The sequence below is a fragment of the Rhizobium sp. WYCCWR 11128 genome, from assembly GCF_013416305.1.
Classification (GTDB): Bacteria; Pseudomonadota; Alphaproteobacteria; order Rhizobiales; family Rhizobiaceae; genus Rhizobium; species Rhizobium indicum.
The window spans coordinates 153,951-167,938 of sequence record NZ_JACCEZ010000009.1 but is presented as its reverse complement, the minus strand read 5'-3'; the positions used below and the strand labels follow the sequence as shown (position 1 = coordinate 167,938).

Sequence of the window (13,988 nt, the reverse complement as noted above, 5' to 3'; positions counted from 1 at the left end):
CGCGACTTAAAATATCCATTTCGGATAATTATAGGTTTGTGAAAGATGCGGTTCATCCCTTAGCTTTCACATCGGATCGCACGGCGGTTCCTATGGGAGGAATATAGGCCGTCAACAGAGAGACATACCCGGAGGCGCTGGCCGTTCCGGAAACAATACTTTGTTGTCATGCGGTTTGACCAAGTTACACGAGGAGGATCGACCATGAAAACCAAAATTATCGGTATGTTTACTTCACTGGCTTTGCTGTCGAGCACGGCTCCGACACTCGCAGACACCTATGCCGGGGTTCCGCGAACCTTCCTTTTCAACCCGTCGCTTGATGTCTGCTTCAAGGATACATCGCAATACAAGAAGGACGGTCCCTATGTGATCGGGTTTTCGAATGCCGGGCTTGGCGACAGCTGGCGCGTTGTCATGCTGCATTCCATGGAAAAGGCCGCTTTCGAGCACAAGGACCAGATCAAGCAACTGCTGATCACCGACGCGGGTCATGACGACGCAAAACAGGTTTCCGACATCCAGGACCTCATTTCGCGCGGCGCCGATCTCCTTGTCGTCAGCGCCAATACCGAACAGGCGGTCGATCCGGCCGTGTCCCGCGCCATGGAGCGCGGCATTCCCGTCGTGATGGTCGACCGGCGGGTGTCATCCGACAACTTCGTCACCTTTGTCACCGCATCGGATGCGATGATGGGCCGTCTCTTCGCGCAATGGATCGTCGAAAAGCTTCATGGCAAGGGTAACATCGTCATCCTTGGCGGTCAGGCGGGATCGAGCCCGAACGAACTGCGCGTCAAGGCGGCCATGCAGGTTCTGAACCAGTATCCGGACATCAAGATTCTTGACACTGTTTACTCCGATTGGAGCCCCGTGAAGGGTAAGCAGGTCATGCAGGCCGTCATCTCGAAATACGGCAAGGACATCAACGCCGTGCTTTCGACCCATGGCCTGCAGACGCCAGGCTCCATCGAGGCCTTCCTCGAGGCAGGCTTCAAGCCGGGCGAAATCCCGCCGCACACCACATCTGATGTCAACGGACCGCTGCAGATGGCTTTGAAATACAAGGTTCCGATGCTCGAAGTGGGCTATCCCCCGGCCATGGGCGGCACCGCGATCGATGTTGCGCTCAAGGTGCTTGCCGGCGCTCAGGTTCCCTGCACCTACGAGATCAACGCACAGATCGCCACGACCGATGGCGATGAGACCCCCTCGATCCGTCCCGATCTTCACATCAAGGACATGGTGCTTCCGAACTCGCCGGCCGACATGCTGGTCACCGGCGGAATGGGTCCCGACTACAACCCGACGACATTCAAGATCGACTACCCGCAATAACCTCCCAGGAACTCGGCGGGGCGTGAATGCCCCACCGTTTTTTCAAAGACTCGCGAGGATCAGGCGATGTTGTCACTCGACGGAATATCCAAATCGTTCCCAGGCGTTCATGCGCTGACGGATATGCGGCTCGACGTTCGTGCAGGAGAGATCCATGCGCTTGTCGGCGAGAATGGTGCGGGAAAATCGACGCTCACCCGTATCATCGCCGGCGTTCACCAGCCCGACAGCGGGGTGATCCGGTTTGACGGAAATGATGTGCGCTGGGCAAAGCCGCGTGACGCGAAAGAACGCGGCATTCACGTCATCTACCAGGAATTCGTGCTCTTCCCGCATCTGACGGTCGCCGAGAACATTTTTATCGGCCACGAGCGCAGAAACCGGTTCGGTCTGATCGACCACCGCAGGACGGCCAATGACGCATTGGAGCTCCTTGCGAGGTTCGGACTTCAAATCGACCCGAAGGCCCTGGTCAAGGACCTTTCGGTGGCCGACCAGCAGATGGTCGAGATTGCCAAGGCGCTCGTCCATGACGTCAAGCTGCTCATTCTGGACGAGCCGACTGCAGTCATATCCGGACATGAGGTCGAGGTCCTGTTCGGGCGTCTTCGAGGACTTCGCGATGCCGGCGTTGCCATCATCTACATCTCCCATCGCCTCGAGGAAATCTTCGCGCTTTGTGACCGGGTGACGGTTCTCAAGGACGGCAAATATGTGGGAACACGCGATATCGCGGCGGTCAATCGCGACCAACTGATTGCTCTCATGGTTGGACGGTCCCTTTCCGAACTCTTTCCGTCGCGCCGGCCGGCTGCCGAACGCCCGGTGGTGCTGGAAACCCAGGACCTTAGCATTCCCGGCCGCGTCAGGGCCGCATCGATCGCGCTCAGGGCCGGAGAGATCACCGGGCTTGCCGGCATGGTCGGTTCGGGACGGTCCGAACTCGCCTTCGGGATATTTGGCGCCTTGCAGAAATCGGAGGGCCGGATTCTCATCGAGGGTCGGGAGATCGCTTCCATGACGCCGGCACGGGCGATCGGTGCAGGCATCGGCCTGGTGACCGAGGACCGGAAGGGACAGGGGCTGGCGATGCTTCTCGACATCGCGGCGAACGTCACCGCCTCGACATTGCCGAGCGTGACGCGCTTGGGCCTGATCGATAGCAAGCTCGAGAACGATATCGCCCGCGCGGAAATCGAGAACTACAAGATTGCTTGTCGCGGTCCCTCGACGGCCGTGTCTCTGATGTCCGGCGGCAATCAGCAGAAGGTCATCGTCGCCCGCTGGGCCCGGACCAGCACGAAAGTGCTGATCCTCGACGAACCGACCCGTGGCGTCGATGTCGGCGCAAAGGCCGAAATCTACCGGATCATGCACGATCTCGCCAATCGCGGGATAGCGATCCTGATGATCTCCTCGGAACTTCCCGAGATCGTCGGCATGTCTGATCGCGTCATCGTCATGCGCGAAGGCACAATCACCGGCGAGCTTCTCGCCCACGAGATCAACGAAGAGGCCGTCATCGGCCTCGCGACCCATCACGCGGCGGCTTGAGGATATTGTCATGAGCGCCATCGCTTCCACCAGATCCCGATTTTTCAGCGGTTCGCGCGCCGGCCTCGCCGTCGTCGTCGGCCTGCTTGTCCTGCTGTTCCTGATCGGCCTCGCGGTTTCCGATCGCTTTGCGACCTCGAACAACATTCTCAACGTCTACGAACAATCGACCGGACTCGCCTTGGTGAGCCTCGGCCAGACTCTGACGGTGCTGACCGGTGGCATCGATCTTTCCGTCGGCTCGATCATCAGCCTGGCATCGATGCTGACCTCGGGCCTGATCAACGGTGACCCGAACATGGTCATTCCTGTCGTCGCTGGCGTCCTCGTGCTCGGAGCGGTCATCGGCGCAGTGAACGGCGGCGTCATCGTCCTGACCGGGGTGCACCCGCTGATAGTCACTCTCGGGACCGGCGCGGTGCTTCAGGGGATCGCGCTTCTCTACGGCCTTGGTCCGATCGGCAAGGTGCCTTTGAATTTCGATTATTTTGCCTATGGGCGGCTTGCGGGCGGCCTGTCGGTTGGAGCCACGTTCGTCCTCTTTCTGTTTGTCGTCACGGCACTTCTGCTGCGCAACACCAGAAGCGGGCGCTACGTCTATGCTGTCGGCGACGATCCCCATGCGTCGGTCCTCATGGGCCTGCCGAAGACGGGCGTGATTATCGGCGTCTACACGCTGTCCGGCCTGTTTGCCGCCTTGACCGCCGTCTATCTCGTGAGCCGCTTCGGGGTGGGGCAGCCCTATACAGGTGCAAACTACACGCTTGGATCGATTACGCCCGTGGTGGTCGGCGGCACCATGCTGGCGGGTGGGCGAGGGGGCGTGATGGGCACGCTTCTGGGCGTCTATCTGGTCTCGCTGCTCAACAATCTACTCAATTTCCTCGATGTCTCCACGCACTACCAACTGGTCGCCCAGGGCCTGGTGATTATCGCGGCGGTATCTGTCTACGTTGAAAAACGGAGGGTCGCGTGATGAATGTCGCCAATGCCAACAAGGGTGTTGCTATGACGCGTTCTGCTCCAAGCTTCACCATTCTTGCCGCAGCGAAGTCGTACGGCATCTTCATTTTCCTCGTTCTTGCGATAGCTGCAGCGACGATCGCAAGCCCCGCTTTCATCAGCGGCGCCAACGTTTCCAACATGCTGATGCAGCTTGCTCCGCTCGGGATCGTGGTTATCGGCCAGGCCTTCGTTATCCTGGTGCGCGGCCTCGACCTGTCCGTCGCCTCGGTGATGGCAACGGCCGCGGTCATTGCCACGAGTTTCAACGGGCAGAACGGCGACGCGCCGATGATCGTCGCGGCCTGCGTGCTTATGGGAGCCGCAACGGGATTGGCCAATGGCCTCCTGGTGACGAAGCGCAATGTGTCGCCCTTTCTGGCGACGCTCGCAACCATGATCGTCCTGCAGGGATTGCGCTTCGCCTGGACGCAGGGTGCGCCGTCTGGCAACGTGCCGCCTGTCTTCCGGGCGCTCGGCGCGGGTACCGTCTGGGGCATTCCGTACAATCTGATCGTCATGCTGGTCGTCGCCGCGGTCTTCGCAGTCCTTCTGCACCGCGCCGCCTTCGGCCGGCGCGTCTATATCACCGGCGGCAATCCGATCGCTGCACGCCTCGTCGGCATCTCCGCCGATCGCATCATCATCCTCTGCTACATCATCTGTGGCATCCTGGCGGCCGTCGCCGGGCTGGCGCTTTCGGGCTTCGTCGGCGTCGTCGACAATTTCGTCGGCAAGGGGTTCGAGCTGGACTCGATCGTTGCTGCTGTGATGGGCGGCGTCGCGCTCTCCGGTGGACGGGGTTCGGTTCTGGGCGCACTCGCCGGAGCCGCGATCCTTGTGGTGTTGTCGAACGCCGTCGTGATGGTCGGCATGCCGGTTCAATTGCAGATCATCGTCAAGGGCGTCGTGATCATCGTCGCCGCGAGCCTCTACGTTCGCACCGTTCGCTGAAACAAAAGGGAGAATTTCGTGAGCCAGTCGGAAGTAAAGAAGGTTGTGATCGTCACCGGCTCCGGCCGTGGAATCGGCGCCGGCATTGCTGCGGACCTGGCGGCAAAGGGCGCAAGCGTCGTGATCGCGGATATCAACAAGGATGCTGCCGTTGCCGTTGCCGCCAGGATCAAGGACGCCGGTGGCGAGGCGTTCGCCAGCAGCGTCGATGTCTCCGAGCGTGCGAGCGTGAAGGCACTGATTGCGGAAACGGTTCGCCACTATGGGCGGCTAGACGTCATGTTCAACAATGCCGGCATCAGCCAGACCTGCCCGTTCCTGGATGTCACGGAAGATGACTTCAACCGGATCATGAAAATCAACGGCCTTGGCGTTCTGATCTGCACGCAGGAGGCTGCAAGGCAGATGATTGCACAGGGCGGAGGCGGCAAGATCATCAACACGGCGTCGATCGCCGGCAAGCAGGGCTACCCGCTCTTTGCGCATTATTGCGCATCGAAATTCGCCGTCGTCGCCATTACGCAGGCGGCAGCGCGTGCACTTGCCGAGCACCGGATCACCGTCAACTGCTTCGGCCCTGGCGTGGTTGCGACCGAACTCTGGGAGCAGCTCGACCGGGAGTTCATGGAGCACGGCCTGACCTCCAAGCCGGAGCAGGCGATCAACGAGTTCTCGCAGTCGATCCTACTCGGACGCGTTTCCGTGCCGAAGGATATCACCGGCGTTACGACGTTTCTGGCGTCCGATGCCTCGGACTACATTACCGGCCAGACCGTCATGGTCGATGGCGGTATGGTTCTGATCTGAGGGGAGGATAGCCGATGTCGCGTTTGAGGGATAAGATCGCTATCGTCACCGGTGGAAGCACCGGCATCGGCGAGGCAACCTGCCACCGGTTCGCCGAGGAAGGCGCCAAGGTCGCCATCTTCGACGTTGTCGCGGAGCAGGGAGCGCATGTCGCGGAGACCATCCGGAAGGCAGGCGTAGAGGCAGCCTTCTACAAGGTCGACGTCTCGAAAGAGGATGAGGTGGCACCGGCAATCGAGCAGGTCGTCAAGGCCTGGGGGAAGCTTGACATTCTGGTCAACAATGCCGCCGTCACTGGCGTCAACAAACTTGCGCATGACGTGACCGTCGATGAATGGGACCGGATCTTCGCGATCAATGTGCGCGGCGTTTTTCTCTGCACCAAGCATGCGGTCAAGCCGATGATGGCGGCGAAGGGAGGTTCCATCGTGAATTTCTCGTCGATCTACGGACTGATCGGAAACGACGACCTGCCGCCCTATCACGCCACCAAGGGTGCGGTGCTGGCAATGACCAAGACGGATGCCATCTGCTACGCCCCCTTCGGCATCCGGATCAACGCCGTTCATCCCGGTTCCACCAAGACGCCATTGTTCATGAAGGCGGGTGAGACCTATCCGGGTGGTCCCGACCACTATCTCGATATGATGAAATCGAAGCATCCTCTCACGCTTGGCGAGCCCGTCGACGTCGCCAACTGCGTACTTTTCCTCGCATCCGACGAAGCCCGTTTCGTGACCGGCAGCAGCCTTGTCTGCGACGGCGGTTACACTGCGCAATAATCAGAAGGACATACCCATGAAGGCCGTACGATACTACACAAAGAAGGACATCCGCGTCGAGGACGTTCCGGCGCCGAGCGGGCCGCTGGGGGACGATATGGTCCTCATCGAGCCGCTGGTCTGCGGCATCTGCGGCACGGATCTGCACGAGTATATCGCCGGTCCGATCGTTACCCCGGCAACGCCGCATGTCTATTCCGGCGCGACGCTGCCGCAGATCCTCGGGCATGAGTTTTCCGCACGTGTCATCGAGGTGGGCAAGAACGTCACGCATGTGTCACCCGGTTCACGTGTCTCGATCCAGCCCCTGATCTCCCCGCGTGACGATTATTACGGTCGCCGCGGCCTCTTTCATCTCAGCGAAAAGATGGCCTGCGTCGGCCTCTCCTGGGATTGGGGCGGCATGGGCGAACGCGCTGTCGTCAACGGCTACAATGTATTCCCCGTTCCCGACAGCGTGTCAGATGTCCAGGCTGCGATGATCGAACCTGCCGCCGTCGCGCTCTACGGCGTCGACCGGGGCGGTGTGGAGGCCGGAAGCACGGTACTCGTCTCCGGCGTCGGACCGATCGGTGCGCTCGTTTTGCTCGCCACCAAGGCGGCCGGCGCGACCACCATTTTCGTCTCGGAACTCAATCCGAACCGCCGGGCTCTCGCCAAGCAGTTGGTCCCTGAGGCGATCGTTTTCGATCCGCGCGAAACGGACACCGAGAAGCTCTTCCGCGAACACACCGACGAAGGCGTCGGCGTCGACGTGGCGCTCGAATGCGTCGGTGCCGAAGCCTCGCTCAACCTCTGCGCAAAGGCAGTGCGGCGGCAGGGAACGGTCGTTCAGGTAGGCTTGCACGTCAAGCCGGCGGCGATCGACGCGATGCTCTGGGCCCTCAAGGACATCACCGTCGAGGCAACCTGGTGCTATCCGGTGCAGATCTGGCCGCGAATTGCGGCAATGATCGGCTCTGGAATTTTCCCGGTCGAGAAGATCGTCACCGCACAGATCCGCCCCGAAGACGTCGTCGAGAAGGGCTTCGAGGCACTTCTCGATCCTGCGGCTTCGCATATGAAAATTCTCGTCAACATGAAGGCCTGACCCATGAGAAACCCCATGGACATCAGCGGCCGGACTATCCTGGTCACCGGGGCCGCAGGCGGAATAGGCAGCGCCACGTGCCTCTACCTCGCGTCTCTCGGCGCGACGGTCATTGCCGCCGATCGTGCCGCTTCGGTCGAGAAGACCCGCGATGCCGTTCGCGCGGCGGGCGGCAAGGCGGAATGCATCACCTTCAACGTCGCCGACAAGAATTCCGTGGAGGCGGCGGCTGCGACCGTCGCCGATAAATTCGGCAAGCTCGACGGGATCTTCGCAAATGCGGGCATGTCCTACGAGCGGCCGGCGCTGGAGCACAGCGAGGCCGACTGGCGGACGGTCATGTCCGTCAATCTCGACGGCGTTTTCTGGACGGTCCAGGCCTTCGGACGCGCCATGATTGCCAGCGGGCAGGGGGCGGTGGTGATGACGGCTTCGATTGCCGGCATGAAGGCCGTTCGTCCCGAATTGCATGTCGGCTACGACGTGTCGAAAGCCGGTGTGGCCCATATGTGCAAGGTTCTTGCGGCGGAATGGGCGCGCTCGGGCGTTCGCGTCAATGCTGTCGGCCCCGGCTATACCGACACCGTCATGCTGGCGGAGGTCGGACGCACCCAGCCGGCGGTGATGAAGCAATGGCTGGACGACACGCCTGTGGGCCGGCTCATCAAGCCGGAGGAAATTGCCTCCGCCGTCGCCTTCCTCCTCTCCGACGCCGCCAGCGGCATAACCGGCCATGTGCTGATGGTCGACGGCGGCTACTCGATCGCCTGATTTTCTGAAAGGACACTACAATGCATTACATCGTTCATTGCCTCGACCACGAGGGCGCGGTCGACAAGCGCCTTGCGAACTACGACGCGCACAAAGCCTATCTGTCGAGTGCAAAGACGAAAACGGTCATATCAGGTCCGTTGCTTGCAGATGACAACAAAACGATGATCGGCTCGCTATTCCTGTTCGAAGCCGACAGCAAGGAAGAGGTTGTCGCCTTCAACAGCGCAGACCCATTCACCAAGGCGGGCGTCTGGAAGACCGTTAATATCCATCCCTTCAGCAAGCGGGTGGACAATCGATGACCGTGGTCGAAGAAAAGCCGGTCATTGCCGCGATCGTCGGCCTCGGCTGGTGGGGCAAGAAGATGGCGAGCCTCGTCAATGCCGGCGGCGCCGAAATGCATTTCGTCCGCGCGGTCGATCCAAGCCCCGAGGCCAAAGCCTTTGCGGCCGAACTCGGGCTGCAGTTTTCGCATGATCTCGCAGAAACGCTGGCCGACGACACGATCGAAGCCGTCGTTCTTGCGACGCCGCACGCACTGCACCAGGAGCAGATCGAGCAGGTCGTGGCCGCAGGCAAGCATGTCTTCTGCGAAAAGCCACTCGCCTTGACCCGCCAAGGTGCTGAAAAGTCGGTCGGCCTGTGCCGGAACGCCGGCCTGGTTCTCGGCATGGGTCACGAACGCCGCTTCGAGCCGCCGATCGCGGAGATCCTTCAGTTCGCTGCTGAGGGGAAGCTCGGCAGGCTGCTGCAGATCGAAGCCAATTTCAGCCACGACAAATTCCTCGGCCTCGATCCGTCGAACTGGCGGCTCAAGGCCGATCAGGCGCCGGCAGGCGGGATGACCGCGACCGGCATCCATCTGACGGATCTGTCCGTCAAGCTGATGGGCCCGGCAAGGGACGTACGGGTGATCTGCGAGAATCTGGCTTCCAAAATCCCGCAGGGCGATACGATGAGCGCCCATATCGGCTTCGTGAATGGCGGATCTGCCTATGTATCGGCAACGCTGGCGACGCCCTTCGTCTCCCGTTTCGCCATCTACGGTACCCTCGGCTGGATCGAGGTGCGCGACAAGGCGCATGTCGAGGCCCCCGATGGCTGGATCGTCACAGAAGGCTGGAAGGATAAGCCGATCACGGTGCGCGAGGTTCCTCCGGCCGAGCCTGTGCGCGACAATCTTCGCGCCTTCGCGCGCGCCGTCCGCGGCAAGGCGGATTATCCGATCACCGGCGAAGACATGATCAACAACATCGCTTTGCTCGAGGCAATCGTCCGCTCTGCCGGGACGGGTGCCGTCGAAACAGTCTGAGGAGGACATGATGAAGGCTCTTGTTTTCGAGGCCCCGGAAAAGCCGGTCATCGTCAATGCGGCCGTGCCTGAAATCTCGCCGAATGAGGTGCTGGTCCAGACACGGGCTGTCGGCATCTGCCATTCCGATTACGAGTTGCTTGCTGGCCGCTACATCATCCCGATCTCGTACCCCGTGACCCCCGGTCACGAATGGAGCGGTGAAATCGTCGAGGTCGGACGCAACGTCACGGGCTTCAGAAAGGGAGATCGCGTCGTCGGCGAATGCGTCGTGCGGACGCCTGAACGGCTGCACCATTTCGGCTTCTCGATGAGCGGTGCCGATCGTGAGTATTTCGCGGTAAATCCGGAATGGCTGCACAAGCTTCCCGATGCTGTCGATGACAAGAAGGCGGCGCTGATCGAACCATTCACCTGCGGCTTCTACGCCGTGCTCCGCTCGGGCGGTACGAATGCCAGCGAAACCGTCGTCGTCTCGGGCGGAGGAACGATCGGACTGGTCTCGGCGGCTGCTGCCATCGGCATGGGCGCACGCGTCATCGTTGTCGATCCGCTCGCGTCGCGGCGGGATGTTGCTATCCGGCTCGGCGCCGCGTTCGCCATCGATCCGTCCGACGGCGGAGCAGCCGACAAAATCCGGGAATTGACCGGCGGCGCAGGCGCGGATCTCGTCATCGAGGCTTCCGGCCATGACGCGTCTCTCGCCGCCGCTTTCGACTACGCCCGGGAAGACGGACGAATGTCGATGGTGGGCATCAATATCGGTCGCAAGGTTCCTGTCGTCATCGGCCAGATCCAGATGAAGAACCTGACGGTGCGCGGATGCATCGGATCGCCCGGCGTTTGGCCCGCAGCAATTCGCTTTCTCGAAAAGACCGGTCTCGACCTGTCGCCGATCCAGACCCACGACTTTGCCCTCACGGACGCCGTTCAGGCGTTTGCATTCGGACAGGATCCGACGAAGAGCATCAAGATTACCCTGTTGAATGGTTGAGCCAATGAGTAAGCATGCACTGATTGTCGGGGCGACCGGCATCACCGGAAGTAATCTTGCGCAGTATCTGCTGGCGGAAGGCGGCTGGAGCGTTTCCGGCCTGTCGCGGTCCGTCAGCCCGATCGCCGGCGTCGAAACCTTGCAATGCGATCTGGTCGATGCGGACTCGGTCCGCGGTGCGCTGGTCGGGACAAGACCGAGCCACGTCTTCATCACCGCATGGGCACGCCAGGAAACGGAGGTCGAAAACTGCAGAGTGAACGGTGCGATCGTCCGCAACGTGCTTGACGGTTTGCAAGGCGGCAGCGTCGAGCATGTCGTCCTGACCACCGGCACCAAGCACTATCTCGGGCCGTTCGAATCCTATGCGAAGACGCAGCCGGAAACGCCGTTCCGCGAGGAGCAGGAACGTCTGCCCGGCGAGAATTTCTATTATGTACAGGAAGACGAGGTTTTCGCCGCTGCGGCGCGCGACGGCTTCACCTGGTCCATCCATCGGCCGCATACGCTGATCGGCTATGCTGTCGGCAATGCGATGAACATGGCCGCGACACTCGCCGTCTATGCATCGATCTGCAGGGAGACCGGCAGGCCTTTCATTTTCCCCGGCTCGCCACAACAATGGCAGGCCGCGACCGATGTCACCGATGCACGCCTGCTTGCGAGACACCTGCAATGGGCCGCAACGACAAAAGCGGCCGCCAATCTGGCCTTCAACGTCGTCAATGGCGAGGTCTTTCGCTGGAAGTGGCTCTGGCCGCGAATTGCCGCCTATTTCGATATCGAGGCAGCGGCCTATCCCGGTGTGCCCAATCCACTCGAAAGCCAGATGGCGGATGCGGAGGCGATCTGGGACGAGATGGTCAGGAAGTACCGCCTTCAGCCCAACGCGCTGTCGCGCGTCGCGTCGTTCTGGCATTCGGACGCCGACCTCGGACGGCAGGTCGAGACTTTCAACGACATGGGCCGGAGCCGGAAACTCGGCTTCATGGATTACCAGGACACGACCCAATCCTTCACCGATGCCTTCGACCGCCTGCGGGCGGATCGGATCATCCCGTGAAGTTGAAGGAGGAATTGATGACTGAGACCATGCGCAAAACGATATCATCGACTGACTATTTCACGGAAGAAAACTCGATCGAGACCGTCAACGCCAGAATGGGAAAGGATATCAACCCGCGCCTTGCCGCAGTGATGGCCTGTCTCGTCAAGCATCTCCATAATTTTGCGCGTGAGATCGAACTCACCCAGGAGGAGTGGGAATTCGGTGTCGATTTTCTGACCCGTACTGGCCAGATCTGTAGGCAGGAGCGTCAGGAATTCATCCTCCTTTCTGATACGCTCGGCCTTTCGATGCTGGTTGATGCCGTCAACAACAGACGGCCAGAAGGGGCGACCGAAAACACGGTGTTCGGACCCTTCCATGTGGAGGGCGCCCCGGTACGCCAGATGGGCGACCAGATCTGCCTAGATCGCAAGGGCGAAAGCTGTCTCTTCATCGGGCGCGTCCTCGATCTCGATGGCAATCCCGTCGAGGGAGCGCGCATTGATGTCTGGTCCGACAACGCCCAAGGCTATTACGACGTTCAGCAGCCCGATCTCCAACCAAAATGGAACAACCGCGGCGTATTCCTCACCGGCCCGGACGGAGCCTACAACTTCGTCGGCATCAAGCCGGTCTCGTACCCGATCCCCGATGATGGGCCGGTCGGCAAGATGCTCGCGGCCCTTGGGCGACATCCGTTCCGGCCGGCGCACATGCATTACATGGTCCGCGCCGATGGCTTTCAAAAGCTCGTGACACACACTTTCGTCGGCGGCGACCCCTACCTTGAATCAGACACCGTCTTCGGGGTCAAAAAGACGCTTGTGGCACCGTTCGAGCGCGTCGAGCATGGGAACACGCTCTGGCGTTCGGATTTCGATTTCGTGCTCGTGCCGTCAGCGCAGACACGATAGGAGGGCGAATTGGAGAATTTCGTCTACAACGCAAATCCCGGTCGCGTCATCTTCGGCAATGGAACGATTTCTCGGCTTGCAGAAGAGGCCGAAAGGCTGGGCGTTCGTCGCACATTGGTTCTCTCTACGCCGGAACAAGCCGCGCAGGCCGACGATATTGCGCGGCATCTGGGCTCTCGCGTTGCCGGACTTTATCCGAAGGCGACGATGCATACGCCCATTGAAGTCACCGCCGAGGCAATGCAGGTCGTCGAAAAGCTGCAAGCCGACGCCGTGGTTTCGATTGGCGGCGGGTCGACGACCGGCCTCGGCAAGGCGATAGCCTTCCGCACCGATCTGCCGCAGATCGTGGTTCCCACGACCTATGCCGGATCGGAGGCGACGCCGATCCTTGGTGAGACCGAGAACGGCCGCAAGGTCACGAAATCGGATCCCCGCATTCTTCCCGAAGTGATCATCTACGACGTCGACCTGACTCTGACGCTGCCGGTCTCGCTGTCGGTGACGAGCGGCATCAATGCCGTCGCCCATGCCGTGGAAGCGCTTTATGCTCGGGAGGCCAACCCGATCATCTCGATGATGGCGGAAGCGGGCATCGCCGCCCTTGCGCGTGCTCTGCCGCTCGTTCGAAACGATCCCCAGGACAAAAGTGCCCGCGCCGATGCTCTGTACGGCGCGTGGTTGTGTGGTGTCTGCCTCGGTTCCGTCGGCATGGCGCTGCATCATAAGCTTTGTCACACGTTGGGCGGCATGTTCAACCTGCCGCACGCGCCGATGCATACCGCCGTGCTGCCGCACGCGGTCGCTTATAACAGTACAGCAACACCTGACACGATGAAACGGATAAGCAGGGCGCTCGGCTCCGAAGATGCCGCTGCCGGCCTCTACGATCTCGCATCCGGGCTCGGTGCGACCATGTCGCTGCAATCCCTCGGCATGCCCAAGGACGGTGTCGAAGCAGCCGTCGAACAAGCAATGGCAAACCCTTACTGGAACCCGCGGGCGCTGGAAAAGGATGCCCTCACCAGCCTGCTTGCCCGCGCCTATCGTGGCGAGGCGCCAGCATTCCAGTGATCGTCGATGGAATCTTATACTCCTGGGCTCCGAGACCGAGTTACGAATGCGACGATAGCCGAAGCTACTCCGCTCGGCATCGGGGTTGCATCGCAAGCAGCTCATGTCGTCGTCGTGCGAGAGATCTCACGAATACAACGGAACGGCGGAACTAGAAATCCAAAATGGATAAATATGCCGTTTCCATTCTACGCCAAGTTTTTAAGATGAAATCGCATTAATCGCTCGGATGGAGAGCGATCACGGGAGGATGATAATATGCGTAGCCATGATCATCGCGGCTTGAGCCGTAGATCTGTGCTGAAATATTCCGCAATTGTTGCAGCATCATCGCTTGCGGCGCCG

Annotated in this window: 14 protein-coding genes; all 14 read left to right on the top strand. The window is 60.7% G+C overall.

The genetic code is table 11. From position 1 onward, the window contains the following. Nucleotides 1-204 precede the first annotated feature (204 nt). The 14 genes from HX898_RS24900 to HX898_RS24835 all read left to right on the top strand — a co-directional run bounded on the left by HX898_RS24900 (nt 205) and on the right by HX898_RS24835 (nt 13,643). A complete protein-coding gene (locus HX898_RS24900) occupies nt 205-1,338 on the top strand; it encodes an ABC transporter substrate-binding protein (protein ID WP_180196056.1) in 1,134 nt (377 codons plus the stop codon). A 66-nt stretch (nt 1,339-1,404) separates the two neighbouring features. Further along, nucleotides 1,405-2,892: a sugar ABC transporter ATP-binding protein gene (locus tag HX898_RS24895; protein WP_180196055.1), complete on the top strand. Its 1,488-nt coding sequence runs from the start codon at nt 1,405-1,407 to the stop codon at nt 2,890-2,892. A 10-nt stretch (nt 2,893-2,902) separates the two neighbouring features. After that, a complete protein-coding gene (locus tag HX898_RS24890) occupies nt 2,903-3,868 on the top strand; it encodes an ABC transporter permease (protein ID WP_180196054.1) in 966 nt (321 codons plus the stop codon). Next, nucleotides 3,868-4,848, top strand: a complete 981-nt coding sequence (locus HX898_RS24885; protein WP_246697990.1) for an ABC transporter permease — start codon at nt 3,868-3,870, stop codon at nt 4,846-4,848. The genes HX898_RS24890 and HX898_RS24885 overlap by 1 nt, the downstream gene beginning before the upstream one ends. A gap of 18 nt (nt 4,849-4,866) precedes the next feature. After that, nucleotides 4,867-5,655: a glucose 1-dehydrogenase gene (locus tag HX898_RS24880; RefSeq protein ID WP_180196053.1), complete on the top strand. Its 789-nt coding sequence runs from the start codon at nt 4,867-4,869 to the stop codon at nt 5,653-5,655. A 14-nt stretch (nt 5,656-5,669) separates the two neighbouring features. Then, the gene (locus HX898_RS24875) at nt 5,670-6,437 is read left to right on the top strand and encodes an SDR family oxidoreductase (RefSeq protein ID WP_180196052.1); all 768 of its coding nucleotides are present in this window, start codon (nt 5,670-5,672) and stop codon (nt 6,435-6,437) included. Nucleotides 6,438-6,453: 16 nt separating this feature from the next. Then, nucleotides 6,454-7,527, top strand: a complete 1,074-nt coding sequence (locus tag HX898_RS24870) for a 2,3-butanediol dehydrogenase (protein ID WP_138331062.1) — start codon at nt 6,454-6,456, stop codon at nt 7,525-7,527. Nucleotides 7,528-7,542: 15 nt separating this feature from the next. After that, the gene (locus HX898_RS24865) at nt 7,543-8,298 is read left to right on the top strand and encodes an SDR family NAD(P)-dependent oxidoreductase (RefSeq protein WP_246697985.1); all 756 of its coding nucleotides are present in this window, start codon (nt 7,543-7,545) and stop codon (nt 8,296-8,298) included. A gap of 20 nt (nt 8,299-8,318) precedes the next feature. After that, complete coding sequence (locus HX898_RS24860) at nt 8,319-8,603, top strand: YciI family protein (protein WP_180196050.1); 285 nt, start codon at nt 8,319-8,321, stop codon at nt 8,601-8,603. Beyond that, nucleotides 8,600-9,613 carry a Gfo/Idh/MocA family oxidoreductase gene (locus tag HX898_RS24855; RefSeq protein WP_180196049.1) on the top strand — a complete coding sequence of 338 codons (1,014 nt, stop codon included), beginning with the start codon at nt 8,600-8,602 and terminating at the stop codon, nt 9,611-9,613. The genes HX898_RS24860 and HX898_RS24855 overlap by 4 nt, the downstream gene beginning before the upstream one ends. A 10-nt stretch (nt 9,614-9,623) precedes the next feature. After that, entirely contained in the window at nt 9,624-10,607 is a 984-nt protein-coding gene (locus HX898_RS24850) for a zinc-binding dehydrogenase (protein WP_180196126.1), read from the top strand. Nucleotides 10,608-10,611: 4 nt separating this feature from the next. Continuing rightward, entirely contained in the window at nt 10,612-11,670 is a 1,059-nt protein-coding gene (locus HX898_RS24845; RefSeq protein WP_180196048.1) for an SDR family oxidoreductase, read from the top strand. A 17-nt stretch (nt 11,671-11,687) separates the two neighbouring features. Continuing rightward, nucleotides 11,688-12,569 carry a dioxygenase gene (locus HX898_RS24840; RefSeq protein WP_246697214.1) on the top strand — a complete coding sequence of 294 codons (882 nt, stop codon included), beginning with the start codon at nt 11,688-11,690 and terminating at the stop codon, nt 12,567-12,569. 9 nt (nt 12,570-12,578) lie between these two features. Continuing rightward, nucleotides 12,579-13,643 carry a maleylacetate reductase gene (locus HX898_RS24835; protein ID WP_180196047.1) on the top strand — a complete coding sequence of 355 codons (1,065 nt, stop codon included), beginning with the start codon at nt 12,579-12,581 and terminating at the stop codon, nt 13,641-13,643. Nucleotides 13,644-13,988: the final 345 nt, after the last annotated feature.

Bases quoted from the DNA above. Each gene is read 5' to 3' on its own strand.
- HX898_RS24900 (WP_180196056.1), top strand. From the start codon at position 205: ATGAAAACCAAAATTATCGGTATGTTTACTTCACTGGCTTTGCTGTCG.
- HX898_RS24895 (WP_180196055.1), top strand. From the start codon at position 1,405: ATGTTGTCACTCGACGGAATATCCAAATCGTTCCCAGGCGTTCATGCG.
- HX898_RS24890 (WP_180196054.1), top strand. From the start codon at position 2,903: ATGAGCGCCATCGCTTCCACCAGATCCCGATTTTTCAGCGGTTCGCGC.
- HX898_RS24885 (WP_246697990.1), top strand. From the start codon at position 3,868: ATGAATGTCGCCAATGCCAACAAGGGTGTTGCTATGACGCGTTCTGCT.
- HX898_RS24875 (WP_180196052.1), top strand. From the start codon at position 5,670: ATGTCGCGTTTGAGGGATAAGATCGCTATCGTCACCGGTGGAAGCACC.
- HX898_RS24870 (WP_138331062.1), top strand. From the start codon at position 6,454: ATGAAGGCCGTACGATACTACACAAAGAAGGACATCCGCGTCGAGGAC.
- HX898_RS24865 (WP_246697985.1), top strand. From the start codon at position 7,543: ATGGACATCAGCGGCCGGACTATCCTGGTCACCGGGGCCGCAGGCGGA.
- HX898_RS24860 (WP_180196050.1), top strand. From the start codon at position 8,319: ATGCATTACATCGTTCATTGCCTCGACCACGAGGGCGCGGTCGACAAG.
- HX898_RS24855 (WP_180196049.1), top strand. From the start codon at position 8,600: ATGACCGTGGTCGAAGAAAAGCCGGTCATTGCCGCGATCGTCGGCCTC.
- HX898_RS24850 (WP_180196126.1), top strand. From the start codon at position 9,624: ATGAAGGCTCTTGTTTTCGAGGCCCCGGAAAAGCCGGTCATCGTCAAT.
- HX898_RS24845 (WP_180196048.1), top strand. From the start codon at position 10,612: ATGAGTAAGCATGCACTGATTGTCGGGGCGACCGGCATCACCGGAAGT.
- HX898_RS24840 (WP_246697214.1), top strand. From the start codon at position 11,688: ATGACTGAGACCATGCGCAAAACGATATCATCGACTGACTATTTCACG.